Source organism: Ralstonia sp. ASV6 (genome assembly GCF_016429285.1).
In the GTDB taxonomy this organism is placed as follows: Bacteria; Pseudomonadota; Gammaproteobacteria; order Burkholderiales; family Burkholderiaceae; genus Ralstonia; species Ralstonia flaminis.
Genome location: NZ_JAELUI010000130.1, coordinates 1 through 15427 on the forward strand (window position 1 = coordinate 1; position 15427 = coordinate 15427).

At 62.6% G+C, this 15427-nt stretch carries 15 protein-coding genes and 1 pseudogene; 6 read left to right on the forward strand and 10 right to left on the reverse strand.

Annotated elements, in window-relative coordinates:
- Positions 1-392: 392 nt before the first annotated feature.
- Positions 393-2678: a 5-methyltetrahydropteroyltriglutamate--homocysteine S-methyltransferase gene (gene metE / locus JHD73_RS21465; RefSeq protein ID WP_199032226.1), complete on the reverse strand. Its 2286-nt coding sequence runs from the start codon at positions 2676-2678 to the stop codon at positions 393-395.
- Between the two features lie 166 nt (positions 2679-2844).
- Here metE and JHD73_RS21470 point away from each other — a divergent pair.
- Positions 2845-3003, forward strand: a pseudogene (locus JHD73_RS21470) (epoxyqueuosine reductase QueH); the annotation flags it as partial.
- 97 nt (positions 3004-3100) lie between these two features.
- On the opposite strand, the gene JHD73_RS21475 reads toward JHD73_RS21470, so the two are convergent.
- The gene (locus JHD73_RS21475; protein WP_199032227.1) at positions 3101-3937 is read right to left on the reverse strand and encodes a helix-turn-helix transcriptional regulator; all 837 of its coding nucleotides are present in this window, start codon (positions 3935-3937) and stop codon (positions 3101-3103) included.
- 74 nt (positions 3938-4011) lie between these two features.
- Between JHD73_RS21475 and panB the strand changes: the two genes are divergently transcribed.
- On the forward strand, positions 4012-4884 hold the full coding sequence (gene panB / locus JHD73_RS21480; RefSeq protein ID WP_199032228.1) for a 3-methyl-2-oxobutanoate hydroxymethyltransferase: 873 nt from the start codon (positions 4012-4014) through the stop codon (positions 4882-4884).
- A gap of 59 nt (positions 4885-4943) precedes the next feature.
- Here the strand turns inward: panB and flgK are convergent, their stop codons facing one another.
- The 3 genes from flgK to flgE form a co-directional block, all read right to left on the reverse strand.
- Positions 4944-6878, reverse strand: a complete 1935-nt coding sequence (flgK, locus tag JHD73_RS21485; protein ID WP_199032229.1) for a flagellar hook-associated protein FlgK — start codon at positions 6876-6878, stop codon at positions 4944-4946.
- Positions 6879-6920: 42 nt separating this feature from the next.
- Complete coding sequence (gene flgG, locus JHD73_RS21490; RefSeq protein ID WP_199032230.1) at positions 6921-7706, reverse strand: flagellar basal-body rod protein FlgG; 786 nt, start codon at positions 7704-7706, stop codon at positions 6921-6923.
- A gap of 89 nt (positions 7707-7795) precedes the next feature.
- Positions 7796-9007, reverse strand: coding sequence for a flagellar hook protein FlgE (gene flgE, locus JHD73_RS21495; RefSeq protein WP_199032231.1), 1212 nt, complete (start codon positions 9005-9007; stop codon positions 7796-7798).
- Between the two features lie 478 nt (positions 9008-9485).
- Between flgE and JHD73_RS21500 the strand changes: the two genes are divergently transcribed.
- Entirely contained in the window at positions 9486-9896 is a 411-nt protein-coding gene (locus tag JHD73_RS21500) for a carboxymuconolactone decarboxylase family protein (RefSeq protein WP_199032232.1), read from the forward strand.
- On the opposite strand, the gene JHD73_RS21505 is transcribed toward JHD73_RS21500, so the two are convergent.
- Together JHD73_RS21505 and JHD73_RS21510 are read right to left on the reverse strand one after the other, a co-directional pair.
- Positions 9887-10795, reverse strand: a complete 909-nt coding sequence (locus JHD73_RS21505) for a LysR family transcriptional regulator (protein WP_199032233.1) — start codon at positions 10793-10795, stop codon at positions 9887-9889. The two genes, JHD73_RS21500 and JHD73_RS21505, sit on opposite strands and share 10 nt — an antisense overlap.
- Positions 10796-10864: 69 nt before the next feature.
- Positions 10865-11371 carry a helix-turn-helix domain-containing protein gene (locus tag JHD73_RS21510; protein ID WP_199032234.1) on the reverse strand — a complete coding sequence of 169 codons (507 nt, stop codon included), beginning with the start codon at positions 11369-11371 and terminating at the stop codon, positions 10865-10867.
- A 183-nt stretch (positions 11372-11554) separates the two neighbouring features.
- On the opposite strand from JHD73_RS21510, the gene JHD73_RS21515 reads away from it, so the two are divergent.
- On the forward strand, positions 11555-11974 hold the full coding sequence (locus tag JHD73_RS21515) for a tautomerase family protein (protein ID WP_199032235.1): 420 nt from the start codon (positions 11555-11557) through the stop codon (positions 11972-11974).
- Between the two features lie 19 nt (positions 11975-11993).
- Positions 11994-12659, forward strand: a complete 666-nt coding sequence (locus JHD73_RS21520) for an HAD family hydrolase (RefSeq protein WP_199032236.1) — start codon at positions 11994-11996, stop codon at positions 12657-12659.
- A gap of 67 nt (positions 12660-12726) precedes the next feature.
- Here JHD73_RS21520 and JHD73_RS21525 read toward each other — a convergent pair whose 3' ends face one another.
- Positions 12727-13050: a hypothetical protein gene (locus JHD73_RS21525; RefSeq protein WP_199032237.1), complete on the reverse strand. Its 324-nt coding sequence runs from the start codon at positions 13048-13050 to the stop codon at positions 12727-12729.
- 160 nt (positions 13051-13210) lie between these two features.
- Between JHD73_RS21525 and JHD73_RS21530 the strand changes: the two genes are divergently transcribed.
- A complete protein-coding gene (locus JHD73_RS21530; protein ID WP_199032238.1) occupies positions 13211-13618 on the forward strand; it encodes a hypothetical protein in 408 nt (135 codons plus the stop codon).
- Positions 13619-13655: 37 nt separating this feature from the next.
- Here JHD73_RS21530 and JHD73_RS21535 read toward each other — a convergent pair whose 3' ends face one another.
- Together JHD73_RS21535 and JHD73_RS21540 are read right to left on the reverse strand one after the other, a co-directional pair.
- Positions 13656-14612, reverse strand: a complete 957-nt coding sequence (locus tag JHD73_RS21535) for a Dyp-type peroxidase (protein WP_199032239.1) — start codon at positions 14610-14612, stop codon at positions 13656-13658.
- Between the two features lie 97 nt (positions 14613-14709).
- Positions 14710-15427 (reverse strand): HEAT repeat domain-containing protein (locus JHD73_RS21540; RefSeq protein WP_199032240.1); only part of this gene is annotated, 718 nt, incomplete at its 5' end.

A 15427-nucleotide genomic window follows, 5' to 3' on the forward strand; every position in this document is an offset into this window, starting at 1 on the left:
CGACACCCACCCGATCAACACCACCAATCGGCCGGAAACCCGCACCACATCTACCTCTCCACCGCCTCGACACCACCGCCTCAACCTGCGTTTCGGCGCTGCGTCGTGCAGCGAGGGGCGAACTATAGGTGGGTTCCACGCACTTGGCAACACCTTTCTCGCGTCCTACTGATGACGGAACCGTGAAGAATCTGCGCCAGCCCAGTCTGCGCCTAGGATTGCGGGCGATAAAACGGATCAAAAAAAGTTCGGCGAACGCAACTTGGGAGCGATCCGGTCGATTCACTCGGCAGTTGGACCTATATATATGGAACCCGAGAACTGCCTCGCCCCGGACATGCCCGGGGCGATGGATGTCAGTAAATAGCGCACGCAGTCGTACGCGTACTGACTTACTGGCCGCGCAGCGTCTTCGCAGCAGCGACCATATTGGTCAGCGCCGGAATCACCTCAGCCCACTGGCGCGTCTTCAAACCGCAGTCTGGGTTCACCCACAGGCGTTCCTGTGGAATGCGCTCGGCGGCTTTGCGCATCAGTTGCACGATGTGATCCTGCGTTGGGATGATCGGCGAGTGAATGTCGTACACGCCCGGGCCGATCTCGTTGGGATACTTGAAGTTGTCGAACGCGTCGAGCAGCTCCATATCCGAGCGCGAGGTCTCGATCGTGATGACGTCGGCATCCATGTCGGCAATCGACTTGATGATGTCGTTGAACTCCGAGTAGCACATGTGGGTGTGGATCTGCGTTTCATCACGCACGCCGTTGGCGGTGATACGGAACGATTCCACCGCCCAGTCCAGGTATTCCTGCCATTGCGCTCGGCGCAGCGGCAGGCCTTCGCGCAGCGCGGCCTCGTCGATCTGGATCACGCTGATGCCGGCGCGCTCCAGATCCAGTACTTCTTCTCGGATTGCCAGCGCGAGCTGGTAGCACGATACCGAGCGCGGCTGATCGTCACGCACGAAGGACCAGTTCAGGATCGTGACTGGGCCCGTCAGCATGCCTTTCATCGGCTTGGCTGTCAGCGACTGCGCGTACTGGATCCACTCGACTGTCATGGCGTTCGGGCGGCTGATGTCACCGAACAGGATGGGCGGCTTCACGCAGCGCGAGCCGTACGACTGCACCCAGCCGAACTGGCTGAAGGCGTAGCCCTGCAGTTGCTCGCCAAAGTACTCGACCATGTCGTTGCGCTCGGCTTCGCCGTGCACCAGCACGTCCAGACCCAGGGCCTCCTGCTCGCGCACGCTGCGCTCGATTTCGGCCTGCATGACCTGCTTGTAGCCCGTTGCGTCCAGTGCGCCTGCCTTGAACTGACTGCGCGCATGACGGATCTCCGCCGTTTGCGGGAAGGAGCCAATCGTTGTGGTCGGGAACGCCGGCAACTTCAGCAGCGCTGATTGCTTCGGGGCGCGCACGCCGTAGGCGTTCTGGCGCTCGCCCAGCGCGCGGGTGATCTTGTCGACCGCGGCCTTCACGGCCGGGTTGTGTACACGCGGCGAGTTACGGCGCGCCTCGATGGCGGCACGGTTGGCGGACAGCGCGTCCTTGGCGGCATCACGGCCCTGGCGCAGCGCCACGGCCAGCACCTTGAGTTCATCGAGCTTCTGCAGCGCGAAGGCCAACCAGGATTTCACGTCGGCATCGAGCTTCTGTTCGCTGTTCAGGTCGACCGGCACGTGCAGCAGGGAGCACGACGGGGCAATCCACAGACGCTCACCCAATTGCTTGGCCACCGGCTCCAGCCAGTCCAGCACGCCGTCGAGATCTGTCTTCCAGATGTTGCGGCCATTGATCACGCCTAGCGAGACCACGCGGCCAGCCGGCAGCTTCGCGATCAGGGCGGCGACTTCCTGGCGCGCATTGATGGCATCCAGGTGCACGCCTTGCACGGGCAGCTCGGCCACCAGCGGCAAGTTCTCTTGCAGTTGACCGAAGTACGTCGCCAGCAGCAGCTTGACGGGGCCCCTTGCCAGCGCGGCGTAGGCGGTGCGGAAGGCGTCCTGCCATTCCGGGGCCAGCTCGGTCACCAACACCGGTTCGTCAATCTGCACCCATTCGACGCCCTGCGCGGCCAGTGTGGTCAGCAGATCGGCATACACCGGCAGCAGGCGCGACAGCAGTGCGAGCTTGTCGGAGTCGTCCTTGGCCTTGCCCAGCGCCAGGTACGTAACCGGGCCGACGATCACCGGCTTGGCGCGCACGCCCTGCGCGCGGGCTTCAGCCAGTTGCTCGACCAGGCGCGAGGCATCCAGCTTGAATGTCGTATCGGCGGCGAACTCGGGGACGATGTAGTGGTAGTTGGTGTCGAACCACTTGGTCATCTCGCCCGCTGCCACGCCGCCGCAGCAGGCCGCATGCTCGGCTGACTGCGCCGAGCGACCGCGGGCGACGCGGAAGTAGTTGTCCAGCGCATCGCCGTGAAAATCACGCACGCGCTCCGGCAGGTTGCCGAGCGTGAAGCTCATGTCCAGCACTTGGTCATAGAACGCGAAGTCGCCCACGGGCACGAAATCCAGGTCTTGCTGGTTTTGCCAGTGGCGCTGGCGAAGCTGTGCGCCGAGGGCTTTCAGTTGGTCGCGCGAGGCCTCGCCTTTCCAGTAGGACTCGAGGGCGAACTTGAGTTCGCGTTTGGCGCCGATGCGGGGAAAACCGAGGTTGTGGACGGTGGTCATCTTCTGGAGTTTCCGGTGGAATCAAATCGATCCGCCGATTCTAGAAATCCAGCAACATGAAGTAAAATGATGTGTTTTTCAAATTAAATGAATTTAATTCATACATTGCGGGCGAGCACATCCTGAGGCACAGCACCTGGGCGCGAGGAGCTTCATGACAACTCCCATGACACCTCTTGAACGCAAGGCGTTGCCCTTGCCCGGCGGTCACAGCAAGGTGCTACTGCATTCCTGCTGCGCACCGTGCTCCGGTGAAGTCATGGAGGCCATGCTGGTTTCCGGCATCGATTACACGATCTTCTTCCATAGCCCGAACATCCATCCGCGCAAGGCTGCGGGTCGCGCGCCGATCCAGCTTGGCGTGCTCTATTACGGCGCGCCGGACTACGAGGCCGGAGAGGGAAGCATTTGAAGGACGAACCCTAGGCAGGTAGCGCCACCGGTAGATCCCGCTTGCCCTCAAGTTGCCGGGTGCGGGCAAACACCCCCGGCGTGACCTGGAAACGCGCCTGGAAGACCGCGATGAACGCGGAGACCGACGCATAGCCCAATTGCTCGGCAACCACGCTCACGGCCGCGCCGGCCTCCAGCAAGGGCAACGCAGCAAGCAACCGCAACGCTTGCCGCCACTCGACGAATGACAGTCCGGTGTCCTGCCGGAACAGGCGCGAGAGCGTGCGGCGGGTGGCCCCGACCTGACTGGCCCAATCGTCGAGGCTGCGCGGGTCGCCCGGATCAACGTGCAATGCACGTGCGATCTTGAGCAGCCGTGCATCACGCGGCATCGGCACAGACAACGGCGCGGTGCGCAAACGTCGGATGCGGTCCATGATCAGGCACACCAGGGCGCCGTCGGGACCGTGCGTGTCGTAGTCCACAGGGAGTTCAGCAGTTGCCGCCACCAGCTCCCGTAGCAAGGGAGTTACGCACAACATGGCGCCTGCACGCGGCGGTTGCGGCCCAAACGCGGCTGCGTCGAGATACAAGCTATGGAAGGCCACACATTCGCGCGTTGATACGGCGTGCGGCATATCCGGCGGAATCCACATCGCGTAGTGCGGTGGCAGCAGATGGCGGCCCAGTGGGGTATCGATCTCGATCACACCAGCGGTGGCGTAGGTGAACTGTGCCCAGGGATGGCTGTGGGGCTCCACCCAACCGTTGCCTGGAATCTCGAAGGCCCGCACGAACAGTGGCCGCGGCAGCACCGTCATGGGCGGAACCACGTAGGCGTTACGAGCTTGTCCTGCGTGCAGCATAGGGTGTCCTCTGCGCGGGATCGGGCGCGCGCCGCAGATGATACCGTGGTGCATCCACTGTTCGACAACGTTCCATGAGCACACATACAGCACTCTCCCGCCACTCCGTCACCGCGCTGCGCGCGCGCAAGGGTACAGGCAGCCTGGTCTCGCTGACGGCCTATTCCACTCCGATGGCTCGCCTGGTCGACACGCATGCCGATGTGATCATCGTCGGCGATTCGCTGGGTATGGTTCTGTACGGCATGCCCAGCACGCTGGGGGTCACGCTTGAGATGATGATCGCGCACGGCGCAGCGGTGGTACGCGGGTCGACGCGGGCCTGCGTGGTGGTCGACCTGCCGTTCGGGACGTACCAGGAATCTCCCGCGCAGGCGTTCCGTAGTGCAGCGCGTCTGCTGAGTGAAACGGGTGCGCAGGCCGTCAAGCTGGAAGGCGGCGTGGAGATGGCGGACACCATTCGTTTCCTGACCGAACGCGGTGTACCGGTCATGGCGCATATTGGGCTGATGCCACAGCAGGCCAACGCCACCGGTGGTTTCAAGGCGCAAGGGCTCGATGCTGGCTCAGCCACACGCATCTTCGAGGCGGCACGCGCAGTGGAACGAGCCGGCGCGTTCTCGGTCGTCATCGAGGGCACCGCCGAGGCACTGGCACGGCACATCACGGAAACGCTGACGATCCCGACCATCGGCATCGGCGCCTCTGCGGCGTGCGATGGTCAAGTGCTGGTGACCGAGGATATGGTGGGCGGCTTCGATGCCTACACGCCACGCTTCGTCAAACGCTATGCGGATATCAATGCCCTCATGCGTGAGGCCGTCGCGCAATATGCCGACGAGGTTCGGCAAGGTGGCTTCCCGCTAGCGCAGCATTGCTTCGGCTACGGCAAGCCACTGCAACTGCCCCCGGACTTGTCCGCCGCGACAAACCTGACACCCGCTTGACCCCAAAGCGCATCGGACCAGCATGACGCTGGTCCGGCTTAGGCCGCCATCACCCGATCTCAACGCCCTGCGATGGAAAGCAGTGAGTCAAACAGGCTGTTCGCCGTCTGCATGACTTTGGCCGATGCTTGATAGGCCTGCTGATACCGCATCAGGTTCATCGCCTCGTCATCCAGGCTCACGCCAGATACCGACTGCTGCTGCCGCGTGGCGCTCAGAAGCAGCCCCGTCTGCGCGGTCAGGTTGCCATTGGCCTGGTTGGTCTGCACGCCCACCTGTGTGGTGAGCTGATTCCACGCTGAGCCGATCGACGTGGTGCCGCCATCGAGCAGCGCGGCATTGCGTAGCTTGGCCAATGCACTGGCGTTACCGTTATCCGTGCTGTTGGCGGTGTTGGGCGAAAGCTTGAAGGTATCGCCATTTGCTGGCACACCCGTCATCGTCATCTGGACGCCGTTGAACGCATACGTCGCGCCCTGCGTGTAAGGCGCCGTGCCCGTATACGTGGTCGAGGTGCCATTGACGGTGACCGTGACTGTGCCCGGAAAGCCCGAAAGCGAGCCGCCACCGGCGGCGTTGTAGGTAAGCGAGACCGGCGAGGCAAGCGGCGCCCCCGCATAGCCCGCATTCACGCCGACGGACGTAATCGCCGCACTGCCCTTGTTGTTGCTGCCCAGGTCTGCCACTACAGGCGAGGCTGCGGCGACCGCGTGGTAATCGTTCGTCAGCGTCTTCATGCTGGACGCGGCGTTGGCGGTCGGGCGCACGAGGAACGAATCCCCATTGTTCATGGCACCGCTCAGGTTGAGCGTGACGCCATCCACGGTGGTCGGCCAACTGGTGACGGTGACCGCGCCGGAGCCATCGAGGTAGCGCGATACGGTATAGGCGCCCCCCTGATACTTCACCTGGTAGTCATACCCCTGCCCTGCGTTGGCATTGGTGATGCTGGCCGTGAGCGTACCGCTGCCGGTGTTGCTGTTGCTGGGTGCAACGCTGGGGCCGGCAACAGAAAACAGATCGGCGCCCATCTTGCCATTGGCATCCATGCCCAGCCTGTTCTGCGCATTCACTGCCGACGACATGGCGGTCGCCAAACGGTCCAGGCTGTTCTGCGCGGGGGTGAGCGTATTGCGGCGGAAATCCATCAGCCCGCCCAGGGCACCACCACCAAGCTGGCTATCGTCAATGCTGACGGTACCCGCCGGGCTCTTGTAGCCCACTGACAGTTGCGTCGGATCGTACGGCGATGCCACAGTCGTCAGTTCAAAACTCTGATTGCCCTGCACCAGAGCCTGCCCGTTACCGATATAGACGTTGTACTGACCATCGCTGGTCTGCACGGCACTGGCCTTGATCGACTTGTTGAGCGTCTGCACCAGTTGGTCGCGCTGGTCACGCAGGTCGTTGGCTGGCTGGCCGGCGGAGGCCTCTGCCTTGGCGATCTGTTCATTGAGCGCGGCGATCTGCTTGGCGGTGCCGTTGACGGTGCTGACCTGCGTCTGCACCTGCGTGTTGACTTGATTTGTCAGCGCATTCATCTGCCCAGCAATCGCATTGAAGCGGTTCTGCAGGCCAGCGGCGGCATTCAGGAAGACCTGCCGCGCAGTGGTGTCCGACGGTTTGGACGCCAGGCCATCGGCTGCATTGAAGAAGCTGGTAAGCGCCGAGCTCAACCCGCTGTTGGGGTCCGCCAGGTACTTGTCCAGGCCGGTCAACAGGCTGCTGAGCTGATTGGCAGCGCTGGTGGCCGCCTGGCCGCTCTGCACCTGCGTGGTCAGGAACTGGTCGTAGATACGCTTGACGGTGGCAACATCGGCGCCCTGCCCCAGGTAGCCGACACCGGCATACAGCGGCACGTTCTGCGTCTGCACCGCTTCCTGGCGCGAATAGCCGGGCGTATTGGCGTTGGCGATATTGTTGCCAGTCACCTGCAGGTGGATACCCGCTGTGCGCAGGCCCGATGCGCCGATGTTCAGAAGAGAAGAACTCATGGTTGCAAGGAAAAGAATCTGCCCGATCAGGATTGCAGCGCCTTACTTAAGCTGCGCCACTTTTTCCAGCATGCGGTCGGACGTCTGCACGGCTTTGCTGTTGATCTCGTAGGCGCGCTGCGTCTGGATCAGTTGGATCATTTCTTCCACCACGTTCACGTTGGATGTTTCCACGTAGTTCTGGTTGAGCACGCCCACACCGTTCGACCCGGGCGCGGCCAGGTTGGCTGTGCCGGAGGCTTCCGTCTCTGCGTACAGGTTCTCCCCCATGCTGCGCAGGCCTGCGGGGTTGATGAAGCTGGCCAGTTGGAACGTACCCACCTGCGTGTTGTTGGTTGTGCCCGCCGTGGTGATCGTCACCACCCCATCCTTGCCAACCGTCAGGCTCTTGGCGTTCTGCGGCACGGTAATCGCCGGCTGCACCGCGTAGCCGCTCGACGTCACGAGCTGCCCCTGCTGGTTGATCTGGAAGTTGCCGTCACGCGTGTAGGCCAGCGTGCCATCCGGCATCTGCACCTGAAAGAAACCGTTGCCGTTGATGGCCACGTCAGTCGAGTTGCCGGTCTTGGTCAGGTTGCCTTGCGTGTGCAGCCGTGTGGTGGCGACAACGCGCGTGCCGGTGCCGATCTGCATGCCCGAAGGCAGCGTGGTCTGCTGCGACGACTGTGCGCCGGGCTCGCGGGCATTCTGGTACAGCAAATCTTCGAATACGGCGCGCGAGCGCTTGAAGCCCGTCGTGTTGACGTTCGCCAGGTTGTTGGAAACGACGTCCAGTTGTGTTTGCTGGGCGTCCATCCCGGTCTTGGAGATCCACAGAGAGCGAATCAATTGAAGGCCTCGTCAGAATTGGGAGAAAACCGCCCGGGGCTCCGGTATGCCAGAGCCGCCCCAGGCGGGCTGTCAGTTGCCGTGCGCGATCAACGCAGGCTGACGAGCGTCTGCAGGATCGAGTCCTGCGTCTTGATGGTCTGCGCGTTGGCCTGGTACGAACGCTGGGCAACGATCATGTTGACCAACTCGGCAGAGAGGTCCACGTTCGACTGCTCGGCCGACTGCGATTGCAGCAAGCCAAACGAACCCATGCCCGGGGTGCCGAGATTGGCAGCGCCCGAGTCAGCGGTCTCTACCCACTGATTGCCACCAATGTTCTGCAAGCCATCCGGCGCCTTGAAGTTGGCCATGGCAACCTGCCCCAGCACCGCGGTGCGACCGTTGGAGTAACGCGCCAGCACCGTGCCGTCGTTGCCCACCGCATAGCTGGCCAGGCGCCCGGTGGCGTAGCCGTCTTGCGAGACGCCGGGGGCCGTGTCGTTGTAGCCGCCGCCGTACTGCGTTGTACCTGTCAGGTCGATGTTGCTGATGCCCATGCCCGCAAAGCTGACCGGGATCTTGGTGGGCGTGGAGGTCAACTGACCGCTGCCGTTGAAGGTGAGCGTGGTGATCGGGTTGCCACCGGTGGGGGGCGCGCCGTCCACCAGGGCATGGACGTCCCAACCGGTGCTGGTACGCACGTAGTAGTTGGTGAGCGTACGTGCCGTGCCCGTGCCGTCGTAGACCTGCTGCGACACCGAATGACTGAACGTGGCCGAGTTGGTGGACGAGAACGGCGTGGTGGTCGGCATCTTGCCAGCCGAATCCAGGTTGACGCCGAACGTTGTATTGGTTGTGCCCAGCGGGGCCAGATCATTGACCGGAATCCGCAGATTGGTCAGTACAGCCGTGTTGACCTTGCCCGTGGAATCCACACCGTAGCCGGTCAGGTTCTGGCCGGTGGCGGAGATGATGTAGCCGTTCTTGTCTGTATGGAATTGGCCGTTACGGGTGTACGAAACCTGCCCGCTGCCCGGGTCAACCATGCGATAGAAACCGGTGCCATTGATCGCGAGGTCCAGCGGATTGCCCGTGCGCGTCACATTGCCCTGCGTAAAGGACTGGGAAATGCGCGTCACGTTCACGCCCTGCCCGATCTGGCTATCCGATGCGCCGACGAGCGAGCGCGCATACACATCGCCAAACACCGTCGTCGCCTTCTTATAGCCGACCGTGTTGGCGTTGGCGATATTGCTGCCGATTGTGTCCAGCGACTTGGACGCGGCATCGAGGCCACTCAGCCCTTGTTGGAATCCCATGATGTTCTCGCTTGGAAAGTTGTACCGCTGTTGTGTTGGCAGACGGTGCAATGTCGTCAGCCAGTGTCAAAGATTCGGAAATCGATCTCCCGATATCACCACCCGCTCAACGACCGGGGCGATTTCGTCTTTAGACAGCGTGTTGCATTTCCCTTGCGAACACCTTATTAAACCCGGCTTTAAAGCGATGTCTTTCGATTCTTTGTGCAGCCTGACATTCAATCGTTGAATTAGACGGATAAAAGCACCGTATCTCTTCGATTTGACCCCGGACCTGCACGGCCTGCAGCTCAGATGTCAGCGCCGTACGCTATCAGCTGACCGGAGCGTTGCCGCCCTCCACGCCGATGAACACGCGCCACGGATTCCCCACTCCGAGTGGGAAATGAACGCACCAGAATGGCGTTTTTCAGCGCGGCGCTTCACCACACACTTTGTCTATCCGCCGATCCCCCGGCGATTCATCACGAGGATAGACATGACACGCCCGATTCTTCCCAGAGACGACACCTACGCGCGTGGCCTTGCGCTGTTTGAACAGCTGCACGGCAAGCACAGCGGCAAGCAATTGGCCGAGTCACGCGAGGCGCTTTGCCCTGATTTCCTGACGATGACCATGCAATGGGCGTTTGCCGGTGTGCTGGATCGCACGGGGCTGGACCTTGCGACACGCGAGTTGGTCGTCATCGCGTGCTGTGTGGCACAGGGCTACCTGTTGCCGCAACTGCGTGCCCACATCGAAGCAGCACTCGTTGCTGGGGCAACCCGCGAACAGATCATCGAGACGATCCTGCAAACCATGTTCTATGCAGGCGGTGCAGCCGTCAACAATGCACTCGGCGTGGCGGCAGAAGTCTTTGCCGCGCCGGTTGAAACCGCTCAGGCTTGATCGCCCGAGTCTGCGGCGGCGAAATGCTCGAGCGCAAACTCCATGAACGCTCGCACCTTTGCAGGAGCGACCGTGTCACGAGCGTAGAGCAGGTAAAAGTCGCGCCCGTGCGATCGGTAGTCCGCCAACAGGAGGCGCAGCCGGCCGGTTTCCAGGTCGTTCTTGACCAGGCCGAACGGCTGCCGAATGATGCCGCCGCCCGCCAAAGCGGCTTCACGCAATGCAGGGCCGTTGTCGATGCGCAGCCGGTAACTGACGGGCACTTCGATGGGCCCATCCGGTCCGTCGAATCGCCACGCATGGCTTGGCCCCCAGCGGGTATGCCCGAGACAGTCGTGGCTCAGCAGATCGTGCGGTACGGTTGGCATGCCGCGCCTGGCCAGATAGTCCGGTGCTGCGCAAACAACCATCCGGTAGTACGACGGCAGCGGCCGTGCAATCAACGACGAATCGACAAGCGGCCCGACACGGAAGGCGAGATCCACGCCGTCGCCGACTGGATCGACCGGCGCGTCGGTCAGCATCAACTCGATATCGATACCCGGGTGGTGCGCCAGGAACCGCGCAACCGCCGGCGCCAGTTGCGTGACGCCAAACGAAATCGGTGCGGCAATGCGCAGCTTGCCAGCCGGATTGCCGCGCAGTGCCGATGCGTCGTCATGTGCCGCCTTGACCCGCTCGAGAATGTCGCGGCAGCGCTCGAGATAGAGCGCGCCGGCTTCAGTCAACTGATGGCGCCGTGTCGTGCGATGGAGCAACTTGACCCCAAGGCGTGCTTCAAGCGCATTCAGGTGCTTGCCGACCATGCTCGACGACAGGCCCAATCGCTCAGCTGCAGTGGTCAGGCTTCCGGTGTTCACGATCTCGACGAACACCGACATGCTTTCAAGGCTATCCATTGCAGGGCGACTGGCTAGGATGAGGTAGGGATGAAATGCCGCTGTGTGTGCCGTGTGGGTGGCGAATCGCTACGGTTCGGTCTGCCGCACGCGCTTTTGCTCCAGCCGCCAATGCATGATGTCGTCCGCTCCCGGCCCTGCTTCGACTCTCAGGTCCGGACGTTGAAGCGGCTCCCCGGTCTCGGCATCCACCAACGCGAGCCGTATCGCATGCCCCGACTGCGCATCCAGAAACCTCAGCGGCGGCCCCTCCAACTCCGCAAGATTCCAAGCATCCCCCACCTGTGCAAGCGCCAGCAACACGATGCCGATGTCCCGGCCGCGCGACGTCAGGTGATATTCGTACCGATCGGGGCGCGACTGATACCGCTGCCGCACGATCAGTCCATTGCCTTCCAGCGCCTTCAGTCGGCTGGACAACGTGGCATTGGTAATGCCGGTGGATTGCTGGAGGTCGTCATAGCGCGCCAACCCGAGCGCCAGATCGCGCACGATCAACACGCCCCACCGATCGCCCAGCGCGTCGAGCACGCTGGCGATGGAGCAGGTCATGCCATCAAAGCTTTTGGATTTCATTGGAATTGCCTCTCTTGAGCGGAAACGCACAGCAACAACCTTCCCGTCTGGCCGGCATCGTATCGCATCCTGTGGCGCTTGACGGCATCTCGCCCAACATTTACTCTGATAATAAGAGTTTATTGCAGACAAGGCTTTCGCGCCTATCCGCGTTGACGATGGCCCATCCATAGGAGAGTTGCCATGCCGCTCTGGAACATCTACCACCCCGAAGCTGCGTACAGCGACGCAGACAAGCTTGCGATTGCCGAGCGCATTGTCGGGCTCTATAACGGGTTCTTGCCGCGCTTCTACGTCAACGTGTTGTTCCAGGCGTTGCCGGCGGCGTCGTTCCTGATCGGCGGCGAGCCAACCAACGACTTCGTCCGCATCAAGGTCGATCACATTGCACGGCAAATCGACAACCCTGCCGAACAAGAGCAGTTCATGAACTACGTCGCGCAGCGTTTCGCCCCCTTCATTGGCGAGCGCGGGTTGCGCTGGGAAATCCATATCGGCGAGACACCATTCGGCTTGTGGACCATCTCCGGACTGAAACCACCGCGCCCTGGTACGCTGGCCGATCTCAAATGGCGGACGGAAAACCGGCCGTCGCCGTACTGAAGCAAGGAGCTTTCACACCATGCCGATTCGCGCGGTCATTTTCGACTTTGACCTGACACTGGCCGACTCTTCCGGCGCCATCATCGAGTGCACGGAATACGCATTGCGGCAACTGGGCGCACCCGGCGCCACGCCGGCAGAGATTCATGCGGTGATCGGGCTGCCGCTGCAAGTCATGTTCCGCACGCTGACGGAAGACAGCGAGCCCGCGCGCGCAGAAGCCTTTGCACGGCACTTCGTAGCACGCGCCGACGAGATCATGGTGCCCTCGACCCGCATCTACCCCGAGGTGCCGCCCCTGTTCGCTCGCTTGCGTGAGCAGGGCATGGCGGTCGCGATCGTGTCGTCCAAATTTCACTATCGGATCGATGCGATTCTCGTGCGCGCCGGGTTGCGATCTTTGGTTGACGTGCTGATTGGCGGAGAGGATGTACAGCGGCACAAGCCCGATCCTGAGGGCATTGAGGCTGCCCTGACGTTGCTCGGCATACCGGCGGCGGAAGCGGTCTACGTTGGCGACCATACCGTTGACGCGCAGGCCGCCGAGCGAGCGTGCGTGCCGTTTATCGGGGTGACCAGCGGGACAACGTCATTTGAAGCGTGGTCCGCCGCGGGCAAGACAGCGGTGCGGGAACACGTTGGCGAGGTGGCCGATATCGTGCGTATGGACCAGTACATCGCGTAGCGCCACCGGTGGGTTGAGGGCCATCGCTCGATGGCCCTGCGCACGTCAGATGGTGGCCCCGCCACACTCAGCCGACTGCATCGAACATCTCATACGTCTTCCGGGTTGCGTCGACATGCCCCAGCGTGTCCAGCACGCGAATCTCCGGCGGATAGCCATAGACTCGCTCAACCATCGCTTTGTACTCGGCGCCATGCCATCGTGCAGCCGCCTCTCGGCTGCGCCAGATGTACACGCCACCGCCCTCCCTAGTGGCCGCGTCGTAGAAGTACCACTTCTGTAGCAGATCCGGATTCTCCGCCCATTTCACCGCGGTGCTTTCGTAGCGTTCCAATAGCGTGGGAACGTCCACATCCGGCTTGAGCTTGAAGAAGACGATTTCTGTGATCATGGTGAACCTCTCTCGCGAATGACAGGGATGGGCGCCACATCATCAAGCTGGCAATTTCCATCTCAGTCTAGGCAACCTGCCACTGGGCTACCATGCACCGCAAATGCGAGTTCGAATCTCGCTGCCCAACGCTCAGCACGCAAGATCAGGAGTCACCTTGATGCCGCAGTTCACCCGCTTCCACGCGCTATCGCTGCTTTCGCTTCTCCTGTTCACGCAAGGATGTGCTGCCACGGGCGCGGTCAAATCCGACGACACCTTCCACACCCAGCAGTCGGCGCGGGAAGCGCGGCAGCAACTCGCTGGCTGGATTCCGACCGCCACGGTGCTGGATGCGGCCACCAAGACGCTTCAGTCGCGCGGCTTCACCTGCCGGGCGATACAGCCCGCAGCCGAACTGCGCTCGAGCACACTCTGCACGCTCGGGCCGCTCGCGGAGGTACCGCCCACACAGCGGCTCGCGACATCCGTGACGCCGATCCACTGGTTCGTGATGCTCAACTCGGTGGATGGCAACGCCGTCAGCAAAGTCCTGGTCAACCGCGCCCCCAAGGACATCGGCGACTAAGCCGCCAAGCCGCGAGCGTCGTTGGAGAGGCCGCGCTTCAGGCGCCGCCCTCACCCGATCCGCGCTCGGCAAGCGCCTCCAGCAGGTCTGCAGAGGGAACGAAGAACAGGCTGCCCGTGACCGCACGGCTGTAGTCAAGCAGACGGTCATAGTTGCCGGGCGGGCGGCCGACGAACATGTTTTCGAGCATCTGCTCAATCGGGGCTGGCGAGCGCGCGTAGCCGATGAAGTACGTGCCGAACTCGCCGGAGCCCGGGCGCCCGAACGGCATGTTGTCGCGCAGGATCTTCACCTCCCGGCCGTCTTCCTCAAGCGTTGTCAGCGAGCTGTGCGACCACGACGGTTTGACATCGTCGTCCAACTCGATGTCGGACAGCTTGGTCCGCCCGATGATGCGCTCCTGCGCCTCGACGGAAAGCGCGTTCCACCCAGCCATGTCATGCAGATACTTCTGCACGAGCACGTAGCTTCCGCCGGCAAAGGGCCCATCCTCATCGCCGATCACGGTGAAATCAACGGCTTCGCGGCCCTCCGGATTCTCCGTGCCGTCAACAAAGCCGACCATGGCGCGCTGGTCGAAGTAGCGGAAGCCATGCACCTCGTCGACTACCTTGACCGCTGTGCCCAGCCTGCCGATCAGTTGCATGGCGAGCTCAAAGCAGAGATCCATCTGGTCTGCACGGATATGCAGCAGGAGATCGCCCGGCGTTGCAACAGCGGTACGGTCCCCCGATCCGAACACGCGGAACGGATGCAGCGATGCCGGCCGCGGTGCGCCGAACAGCGTGTCCCACGCATCCGAGCCAAAACCACACACGCACGACAGTTGGCCAGCTGGAACACGCTTGCCAACCGAGCGAACCAGCGCGGCAACGTCGGCGCACCATGCGCGGACAACATTGGCGTGATCAACGCCTGGGTTCAGGGTGGCGACAATAAAGATGGCGCTGCGGGTCACGGGGCCGGCAACGGCTTGCGGTTCTGGGGTTGGCATCGGATAGCGTGCATTGAAGGCGGTAAGGCTTTGCAGCCTACCAGAACATGTTCGCCATTGGCCGATGTCCGCACCAGCCGAACCCGCCTTGTGGCGACTACTCGTAGTGCACGGTGCCGAGACCGGTTCGCTCAGCTGCGGCGGCCTCTTCTTCCTCGCGAGCGGCGATCGCTCGCTGCAATGCCTGCCTGGCGGCACTATTGTGCTCGTGCAGTCCGGAAAGCAAAGCGTGCAGCGCTGGCAACGTACACACCGCCACCAATGCCCGTGCGGCTTGCTCCCGCACATCCTCATCGTCGTCCCGCAGGGCTTGCGTCAACGCCGGCAGTGCTTGCTCCGCATCTGCATGCGATCCCCTATGCAGATTGCAGAGCGACGTGGCGGCTTGTGCGCGGATTTCCGCATCCGCGTCACCCAGCGCCGCGAGAAGGATCGGCAGCGCCGCTGCATCACCACTATCGCCAAGCGCCCACAGCGCTCCAACACGTACACGCTGCCCCAGCGCGGGTGTCTGGAATGCGGTGATGAGGTGTTGCGTGGCACGGGCGTCATGCTGCTCACCGAGCGAACTGACGGCGTAGTAGCGCACCTCTTCATCCGCCTCGTCAAACACGCGCGCCGCAATCGCGTCGACCGCCTGCGCATCGCGTTGCCAGCCCAGCGCGATGACGACTTCCAGCCGTACGCGAGGCTCAGGGTCGTTGGCGACTGCCAGCAAGGCAGGCAGCACTTGCGGTGGCCCGAAGCGCAGGCCTTGGGCCGCCTGCCGGCGGACTTCCGGCACGGGGTCGGACAACGCGGCCAACAGCAGGTCG

What these genes read in the sequence shown, in the direction of transcription:
- metE (WP_199032226.1), bottom strand. Translation starts at nt 2,678, where the DNA reads ATGACCACCGTCCACAACCTCGGTTTTCCCCGCATCGGCGCCAAACGC.
- JHD73_RS21475 (WP_199032227.1), bottom strand. Translation starts at nt 3,937, where the DNA reads ATGCTGCACGCAGGACAAGCTCGTAACGCCTACGTGGTTCCGCCCATG.
- panB (WP_199032228.1), top strand. Translation starts at nt 4,012, where the DNA reads ATGAGCACACATACAGCACTCTCCCGCCACTCCGTCACCGCGCTGCGC.
- flgK (WP_199032229.1), bottom strand. Translation starts at nt 6,878, where the DNA reads ATGAGTTCTTCTCTTCTGAACATCGGCGCATCGGGCCTGCGCACAGCG.
- flgE (WP_199032231.1), bottom strand. Translation starts at nt 9,007, where the DNA reads ATGGGATTCCAACAAGGGCTGAGTGGCCTCGATGCCGCGTCCAAGTCG.
- JHD73_RS21500 (WP_199032232.1), top strand. Translation starts at nt 9,486, where the DNA reads ATGACACGCCCGATTCTTCCCAGAGACGACACCTACGCGCGTGGCCTT.
- JHD73_RS21505 (WP_199032233.1), bottom strand. Translation starts at nt 10,795, where the DNA reads ATGGATAGCCTTGAAAGCATGTCGGTGTTCGTCGAGATCGTGAACACC.
- JHD73_RS21510 (WP_199032234.1), bottom strand. Translation starts at nt 11,371, where the DNA reads ATGAAATCCAAAAGCTTTGATGGCATGACCTGCTCCATCGCCAGCGTG.
- JHD73_RS21515 (WP_199032235.1), top strand. Translation starts at nt 11,555, where the DNA reads ATGCCGCTCTGGAACATCTACCACCCCGAAGCTGCGTACAGCGACGCA.
- JHD73_RS21520 (WP_199032236.1), top strand. Translation starts at nt 11,994, where the DNA reads ATGCCGATTCGCGCGGTCATTTTCGACTTTGACCTGACACTGGCCGAC.
- JHD73_RS21525 (WP_199032237.1), bottom strand. Translation starts at nt 13,050, where the DNA reads ATGATCACAGAAATCGTCTTCTTCAAGCTCAAGCCGGATGTGGACGTT.
- JHD73_RS21530 (WP_199032238.1), top strand. Translation starts at nt 13,211, where the DNA reads ATGCCGCAGTTCACCCGCTTCCACGCGCTATCGCTGCTTTCGCTTCTC.
- JHD73_RS21535 (WP_199032239.1), bottom strand. Translation starts at nt 14,612, where the DNA reads ATGCCAACCCCAGAACCGCAAGCCGTTGCCGGCCCCGTGACCCGCAGC.